The sequence below is a fragment of the Nocardia sp. NPDC060220 genome (genome assembly GCF_042727815.1).
Lineage (GTDB): Bacteria > Actinomycetota > Actinomycetes > Mycobacteriales > Mycobacteriaceae > Nocardia.
The window spans coordinates 1-2643 of the sequence record NZ_JBHWZY010000905.1 but is presented as its reverse complement, the minus strand read 5'-3'; the positions used below and the strand labels follow the sequence as shown (position 1 = coordinate 2643).

The 2643-nt window shown below is 66.4% G+C and carries 4 protein-coding genes; 1 reads left to right on the top strand and 3 read right to left on the bottom strand.

The window, feature by feature from the left end; genetic code table 11:
- The coding region (locus ACFWF3_RS31505; protein WP_379317406.1) for a carbohydrate kinase family protein at positions 1–817 on the bottom strand (817 nt) is incomplete at its 3' end.
- A 230-nt stretch (positions 818–1047) separates the two neighbouring features.
- Positions 1048–1404 (bottom strand): iron-sulfur cluster assembly accessory protein, encoded by a 357-nt coding sequence (locus tag ACFWF3_RS31500; RefSeq protein WP_067459056.1) that lies wholly within the window; start codon positions 1402–1404, stop codon positions 1048–1050.
- Between the two features lie 258 nt (positions 1405–1662).
- Between ACFWF3_RS31500 and ACFWF3_RS31495 the strand changes: the two genes are divergently transcribed.
- Complete coding sequence (locus ACFWF3_RS31495) at positions 1663–2319, top strand: DUF3043 domain-containing protein (protein WP_379317404.1); 657 nt, start codon at positions 1663–1665, stop codon at positions 2317–2319.
- Positions 2320–2377: 58 nt separating this feature from the next.
- Here ACFWF3_RS31495 and ACFWF3_RS31490 read toward each other — a convergent pair whose 3' ends face one another.
- Positions 2378–2545 (bottom strand): hypothetical protein, encoded by a 168-nt coding sequence (locus ACFWF3_RS31490; RefSeq protein WP_378992528.1) that lies wholly within the window; start codon positions 2543–2545, stop codon positions 2378–2380.
- Positions 2546–2643 lie beyond the last annotated feature (98 nt).

The window sequence follows — 2643 nt, the reverse complement described above, 5'->3', positions numbered from 1 at the left end:
GGATCAGGACGGCGATCAGGGAGCCGAGCTGGGCGGCGCGTTCCAGGGTCAGGCCGGCGCGGTGGGCGGTGAGGAAACCGGCGCGGAAACCGTCGCCGACGCCGGTCGGGTCGACCTTGGCCACTTCGGGCACCACACCGACGCGGATCTCGGTGCCGTCGGCGTCGACGACGAGCACACCTTCGGAGCCCAGCGTGGTGACCCGGATGCCGACCTTGGCGGTGATGTCGGCTTCGCTGAGGCCGGTCTTCTGCTGCAGCAGGGCCCACTCGTACTTGTTGGTGAACAGGTAGGCGGCGCCGTCGACCAGTTCGGTCGCCTGCTCGCCGTCGAGACGGGCCAGCTGCTGGGACGGGTCGGCGGCATAGGCGATGCCCTGTGCCTTGGCCTGGCGGGTGTGCGCGACCATCGCGTCGGGGTCGTTCGCCCCGACCAGCACCAGGTCGACATCGTGGGCGGCGGCGATCGCGGCGATATCGATATCGCGCGCCTCGCTCATCGCCCCCGGGTAGAACGACGCGATCTGCGCCATCGTCTCGTCGGTGGTGCACACGAACCGGGCGGTGTGCGATGTCGCGGACACGTGCACGGCCGAGCAGTCGACGCCGCTGGCCTCCAGCCACTGGCGGTACTCGGCGAAGTCGGCGCCGACGGCACCGACGAGCACCGGACGCTGCTTCAGCAGGCCCATCGCGTAGGCGATGTTGCCCGCCACTCCGCCGCGGCGGATCTGCAGATCGTCGACGAGGAAGCTCAAGGACACATGATCGAGTTGATCGGCGAGCAGCGCATCGGCGAACCGGCCGGGGAAGCGCATGAGGTGGTCGGTGGCGATGGATGCGGACACGGCAACAGACACGAGGCAGGGCCCCTTCGACGCTAGACGAGGAAAACAGAAAGTCCGGGATCACCCGATCCCGGACTTCAACGTTAGCAAGCGCTACCGCTTGTGGTTCACCTGTTCGCTACCTCGCCACGCAACCACAATGATCCCGGGCGCGCCCTCGAAGGCGAGGTTACGGCGCCGCTAACCCGCGGCGCCGAACATCAGTTGAACGAATCGCCGCAGGCGCAGGAGCCGGTGGCGTTGGGGTTGTCGATGGTGAAGCCCTGCTTCTCGATGGTGTCGACGAAGTCGATCGAGGCGCCGTCGATGTACGGGGCGCTCATGCGATCGACGGCCAGCTTCACGCCGGAGAACTCCACGACGATGTCACCGTCGAGGATGCGATCGTCGAAGAACAGCTGGTAACGCAGACCGGCACAGCCACCGGGCTGCACGGCGATCCGCAGGGCCAGATCGTCGCGGCCCTCCTGGTCGAGCAGCGCCTTCGCCTTGATGGCGGCAGCGTCGGTCAACGTCGCACCGTGGGTCTCGGTGGCGGTCTCGTTCTGCACAGTCATGGACACTCCTAGTTCGACTCAGCCCGTCAACGGACCTCAGGTGCACAGCGCACGACTGTCTTCAACGCTGTCGCAGCAACTGCTATTCCTATTTTGCCACCCTCGGCGCAGCCAGTGGACGCCACCTGGGTGCTTGTGCCCACAGTACGCCCTGTGACGGCGTGATCTGCGTCGCAGCCCGGCCGCGGATGAGACCGGGCCCACCGCTGAGCGGACCGCATTTCCCGATGGTCGGCATCATCGAATAGCCTGGTGAACGTGAAATTGTTTCGTCGCGACGAGTCCAGCACCATCGACGAGTCCGTCGACCCGTCGGTGTCCGACTCCGAACAGGCCGCCGCCGCGGCGTCGACCACTCCCGGTAAGGGCAGGCCGACGCCGAAAAGGCGTGAGGCAGAAGGCAAGCGGCGCGGTCCGATCGCGCCCGCCCCGCTGACCGCCAAGGAAGCCCGCGCGCGCCGCAAGGCTGTCAAGGGCACCAAACAGGACCGCAAGGCCGCCGCCGCCGACCGTCGCGCCGCCGTGCAGGACCGCCGCGCCCGCATGCTCGCCGGCGAGGACAAGTATCTGCTGCCCCGCGATCAGGGCCCGGTCCGCGCGTATGTGCGCGACCTGGTGGACGCCCGCCGCAACCTCGTCGGCCTGTTCATGCCGATGGCGCTGGTGCTGATCCTGTCGATGTTCGTCGCCCCCGGCCTGCAGACCATCGTCACCCTGGCCATGCTGGTGATGATGGTCTTCATGATCATCGAGGGCTTCGTCCTGGGCAAGATCGTGAGCAACCGGGTGATCGAACGGTTCCCCGACACCACCGACACCGGCTTCAAGCTCGGCTGGTACGCCTTCGTCCGCGCCTCGCAGATCCGCAAGATGCGCGCTCCGAAGCCGCGGGTCGGCCCCGGCGACGCCGTCTGAGTTCGACCGGACTTGCGAATGCCGTCTCATCCCTGCGGATGGGGCGGCATTCGTTGTTTCAGTGATGGCTCGGGCGGATGTAGTCGGCGTAGCCCGCGATGGCTTTGAGCTCGGTGTCCATGCGCTGAGCGTCGCGGTCGACGATCCCGGTGGAGCCGGCGGTGCCGCGACCGATCAGTACGGCGAGTCCGATGACGGCGGTGAGGACGATCAGAAAAGTAAGCATGGCAGTAATTTTTCGCTCGATGATTTTCAGCCGAAAGTGGCTGTTCTGTCATTGTGCATAAAGATTCAGCCAGCTACGATGAGGCATGCTCTCGAAGG

Excerpts from the sequence above, each read along its gene's own strand:
- ACFWF3_RS31500 (WP_067459056.1), bottom strand. The coding sequence starts at position 1,404 with ATGACTGTGCAGAACGAGACCGCCACCGAGACCCACGGTGCGACGTTG.
- ACFWF3_RS31490 (WP_378992528.1), bottom strand. The coding sequence starts at position 2,545 with ATGCTTACTTTTCTGATCGTCCTCACCGCCGTCATCGGACTCGCCGTA.